At 33.3% G+C, this 4,041-nt stretch carries 7 protein-coding genes; all 7 read right to left on the bottom strand.

Features of this window, described 5'->3' with window-relative positions; all coding sequences use genetic code 11:
* On the bottom strand, window positions 1-562 hold a 562-nt coding region (locus tag Q0Y70_RS09550; protein ID WP_297820385.1), incomplete at its 3' end, for a ComEC/Rec2 family competence protein.
* Window positions 563-761: 199 nt separating this feature from the next.
* Complete coding sequence (locus Q0Y70_RS09545) at window positions 762-1,427, bottom strand: helix-hairpin-helix domain-containing protein (protein WP_297820382.1); 666 nt, start codon at window positions 1,425-1,427, stop codon at window positions 762-764.
* A gap of 73 nt (window positions 1,428-1,500) precedes the next feature.
* Complete coding sequence (locus Q0Y70_RS09540) at window positions 1,501-2,532, bottom strand: SepM family pheromone-processing serine protease (protein ID WP_297820379.1); 1,032 nt, start codon at window positions 2,530-2,532, stop codon at window positions 1,501-1,503.
* On the bottom strand, window positions 2,510-3,016 hold the full coding sequence (coaD, locus tag Q0Y70_RS09535) for a pantetheine-phosphate adenylyltransferase (protein ID WP_297820376.1): 507 nt from the start codon (window positions 3,014-3,016) through the stop codon (window positions 2,510-2,512). The genes Q0Y70_RS09540 and coaD overlap by 23 nt, the downstream gene beginning before the upstream one ends.
* A 1-nt stretch (window position 3,017) precedes the next feature.
* Window positions 3,018-3,566: a 16S rRNA (guanine(966)-N(2))-methyltransferase RsmD gene (rsmD, locus tag Q0Y70_RS09530; RefSeq protein WP_297820372.1), complete on the bottom strand. Its 549-nt coding sequence runs from the start codon at window positions 3,564-3,566 to the stop codon at window positions 3,018-3,020.
* A complete protein-coding gene (locus Q0Y70_RS09525) occupies window positions 3,563-3,898 on the bottom strand; it encodes a YlbG family protein (RefSeq protein ID WP_297820369.1) in 336 nt (111 codons plus the stop codon). The genes rsmD and Q0Y70_RS09525 overlap by 4 nt, the downstream gene beginning before the upstream one ends.
* Window positions 3,898-4,041 (bottom strand): FtsW/RodA/SpoVE family cell cycle protein (locus Q0Y70_RS09520; protein ID WP_297820388.1); only part of this gene is annotated, 144 nt, incomplete at its 5' end. The genes Q0Y70_RS09520 and Q0Y70_RS09525, both read right to left, overlap by 1 nt.

Raw genomic sequence — 4,041 nt, 5'->3', positions numbered from 1 at the left:
TAACTAGACTACAAATTAATGTCAAAAATAAAGTATATAAGCCAACGTGTAAGCCAGAAATGCTCAATAAATGGATAACGCCCAAATCTCGATAGTTTTCTAAAATATTTTTTGTATCATCAGTCGGATTTTCAGCTAAAATCATTTCACTGGCCAAAAATCTCGTTAATGGTTGAAAGTTTGCAAAATAGTGTTGCAATTCAGATCGCAAAATATGTATTCTTTCTGTTAAATTTGGAGATTTAATGCTTGCCTGATAGTTCTTTATCTTTAATCGCCAATATATACCATGACCTTCATTATATTTTTTAAAATCAAATTCCCCAGGATTTGTTGGGCCAGCAATTGGATCTATATCCGCACTAAGATCGTGAAGTAGAACAATTTTTCTTTGTTTAATCACATCAGTTAAATCTTTGCTACTTTTAAAAGCAATCGAGACTTTTTGCCCAGCGATCTTTCCTTGACCAGATAAAAAATCCTCTTTTATTTTTACTTGATCGGGATAAATAAGCAGAGGTTGACTTAAATCAGGTTTGACTTGCGGCTTTTTTACTGCCAAAAAATAGCAAGTCCCAGCTATTAGGCAAAAAATAAAGATTACTAATTGCCTATGAAATTTTGAATATATCAAAAATAAGAAATAAGCTAAAATAACTAAGCTAAAGACTAATTGGCTAATTTTATTTGCTTGGAAAATGGCAAATGACAAGGTAACTAAACCCAGTCCGACTAAAAGTAAAAAGCCGGGTTGTAAGATATCATAAAGCCAACTGATCTTTGAGTTTTTCAAAAGTCTTATCTCCGATCCCATTTACCTTAGTAAGATCTTCAATTTGCTTAAAGCCACCATTTTGATCACGATATTGAATAATTTGTTCTGCTTTCTTTTGTCCAATTCCATTTAATTTTTGTAAATCAGCGACTGTAGCACTATTTAGGTGCACTTGCTCACTACTTGCAGACGAATTTGACCCATTATTCGTCATAGTTGATTGACTGTTTGCAGTAGGCAAATCAACTTTTTCTCCTTGGTATGGCACATAAATTTGATCCTGATCCTTTAATAATTGTGCCCGGTTAATCGCTTTAACTTGAGCTCTTTTATCTAGACCTCCTGCTACTTCAAGAAGATCATTTAAGCGAGCACCATTTTTTAAAGTATAAACTCCTCCATGTTTAACAGCACCCGAAATATCTACTGTCACTTTATTTGACTTAAAAGACTGCTGGCTAGACTGTTGAGACGACTGATTAGTGCTTTGCTTAATATTATTTTGATCGACTTGTGTATTTAAAATTGCACTATTATCAACTTTTTCATTTTGATTATAAAAATAAAAACCACACACTCCGATAACACCGACGACTGCAATAACAGCAATCTTTTTTTCTTCCCATATTTCTTTTATTTTTTCTAATATCATCTAAAACACCTCACTATTTATTACACGAAAAAGATACATTTTTGTGTAAAAAAAAGAGGCTTTCGCCTCAAATTTAATTATTGTGCTTTAAATAATTAACTGCGTCATCGAAATTAGCAACTGGTACAATCTTCATTTTTGAATGAATCTCTTTTGCCGTCTTTTTAGCTTTTTCATAGTTAGTTTCTGACTTTTTAACACCATCAGGTTGATCAGTTGGAGCAAAAAAGATTTTCATTCCCGCCTTGTCTGCGCTAACTACCTTTTTTTCTATTCCGCCAATAATACCTACACGCCCGCGTTCATCAATCGTACCGGTACCCGCAACTTTTTGTTTACTCAAAGTTTGATTTGTAAAAAGCTGATAAGATTCAAGACTAAACATCAATCCCGCAGATTGACCACCAATGTCACCAGCATCAATTTTTATTTGTGGCTTTGTGGTAACTTGGGTTCGATCAACCAATTGAATACCAATACCGCTTCTAGATGTGCCTTCTAGTTTTACAGTCTTTTGAGTAAAAGTAAGCTTATGATTGTTTCTCAAAATAGAAATTGTTACTTTTTGACCAGGGCCTAATTTATTAACATAATCCATCAATTCTCTTGTTGATTTAAAATGGAACCCATTCACGCTAGTCAAGGTATCGCCAACTCTCAATCGATTCTTAAAGTTAGAATTAGGCATAATTGACATCACATAGACGCCTAGATACTTTTGAGAAACTGGAATCTTAGCCTTTTTAGCTGCACAATAAATCGCATTATTTTGACTAGTTTGCATGTAATAATCTTGCATTTGATTATATTCTTCACTTGTCGAATTTCCCATCAATTCTTGGGCAGTATAACGACTGTCAAAAGGTCTTAGATATGAGGTCAAATAATCAATCATTATCGCACGTCTTTGCGATACAGTTACTAAATAAAAATTTTTTCGGCCCTCTTTATTATCTAATTTGACATATTGACCTAAAGAAGAAGTTTCTCCGGGAGCTTCAATATAATATTTAGTCGGCCAAATGCAAAAAACAACCACAAGCAAAAAAATGGCTATTCCACATAGCCAATATCTAAATCTTCTATTCTTTTTTTCTGATGTCATTATTATTCTCCATCTTTTTCTTTAGAGCTTGAGCAACGCTTACCGGAACCAAATGAGAAACATCTCCTCCGAAAGTTGCGGTCTCTTTAATCATACTTGAAGAAATAAATGAATTATCGGGACTTGTTAAAAGTAAGACAGTATTTAATTGCGGGGCCAAAGTTTTATTGATAGCTGCAATTTCGCGCTCGTAATTGAAATCCGCATCATTTCTTAAACCACGAATAATTATTTGAGCGCCTAGATCTTTTGCCACATTAACTGTCAATTCAGTCGGTCGAGCAATTACTTCGACATTTTTATAATCACTAAAAACTTTTTGAGCCAATGCAAAACGCTCATCCTCATTAAAGAGATATTTTTTACTAGTATTAGTCATAATCACAACATAAACTTTTTCAAACATTTTAGAAGCAGTTTGAATCGTTTCCACATGACCATTTGTGATTGGATCGAAACTTCCAGGAAAGATTGCTTTTACCATTTTATTGCCTTTCATATACCTTGACTTTGGTACGTCCTAAATGATGATCTTTAATTAGTGTAAATCCTTGTACTTCAGGTAAATCAGTGTGTTCGTCTGTTTCCGCTACTACAAGAGCTTTTTCATTTAATAAATTATATTTAAGTAGCGTCTCCATCACCTTGACGATTTTTTCTTTAGCATAAGGTGGATCTAGAAAAACAAGATCGAATTTAACATTTTTGTTTTCAAAGATTTTTAAAGCCTTAAAATCACTATTCCTAATGACTGTAAAAAGCTGCTCCTCTTTAGTTAAAGCAACATTTTTTCTGATTATATTGCAAGCTTGTGAATTAATATCAACTAAATAAGCCTCATCATAGCCCCGTGAAACTGCTTCAATGCCTAATGCTCCACTACCGGCATATAAATCTAATACTCGACCACCATCAAAAAACTGTCCCAAAGAATTAAAAACAGATTCTTTTACTTTATCACTAGTAGGTCTTGTTGAGTTGCTTTTTAATGTATACAAATTTCTTTTAGCATATTTACCCGAAATGATTCTCATACCCTATAATCCTCATTTTCTTCTTGAAGTTTTTCAGCCTCAAGCTTCAACTTATTCATGAGCTTTTCTTCATGCTCATCACTAAAATCCAAATTTGAGTGGCGGGATAATTCAACTTGCCTAACAAATTTTTTGCTTTCTAGTTCGTCAATTATCGTATCTTTTTTATCTGCACTGACATACATCATCACATATTTATTTTTTCGAGAAAAATAGACAATATCCCCATATTGACGTAACTTATATTGATCCCGACTTTGTTCAAGCCAAATAATTAACCCTTGGCGTCTTTGAATCTTATCAGAAAAATTAGCATCATAAACTAAACTCATTAAATTACTCTTCTACTTTCTTGTAACTTTCTTTTTTCATTAGCTGAGATATTTAAAACGATCCCCAAAGCGGCTGTTAAAACGATCATTGAGGATCCACCATAAGAAATAAACGGTAAAGTTACCCCGGTGATTGGTAATAA

The sequence above is a fragment of the uncultured Lactobacillus sp. genome (assembly GCF_947367085.1).
Lineage (GTDB): Bacteria > Bacillota > Bacilli > Lactobacillales > Lactobacillaceae > Lactobacillus.
Note: the sequence above shows the minus strand (reverse complement) of the source record. Positions and strands in the feature narration are given on the sequence as shown.

Excerpts from the sequence above, each read along its gene's own strand:
- Q0Y70_RS09545 (WP_297820382.1), bottom strand. The coding sequence starts at position 1,427 with ATGATATTAGAAAAAATAAAAGAAATATGGGAAGAAAAAAAGATTGCT.
- Q0Y70_RS09540 (WP_297820379.1), bottom strand. The coding sequence starts at position 2,532 with ATGACATCAGAAAAAAAGAATAGAAGATTTAGATATTGGCTATGTGGA.
- coaD (WP_297820376.1), bottom strand. The coding sequence starts at position 3,016 with ATGGTAAAAGCAATCTTTCCTGGAAGTTTCGATCCAATCACAAATGGT.
- rsmD (WP_297820372.1), bottom strand. The coding sequence starts at position 3,566 with ATGAGAATCATTTCGGGTAAATATGCTAAAAGAAATTTGTATACATTA.
- Q0Y70_RS09525 (WP_297820369.1), bottom strand. The coding sequence starts at position 3,898 with ATGAGTTTAGTTTATGATGCTAATTTTTCTGATAAGATTCAAAGACGC.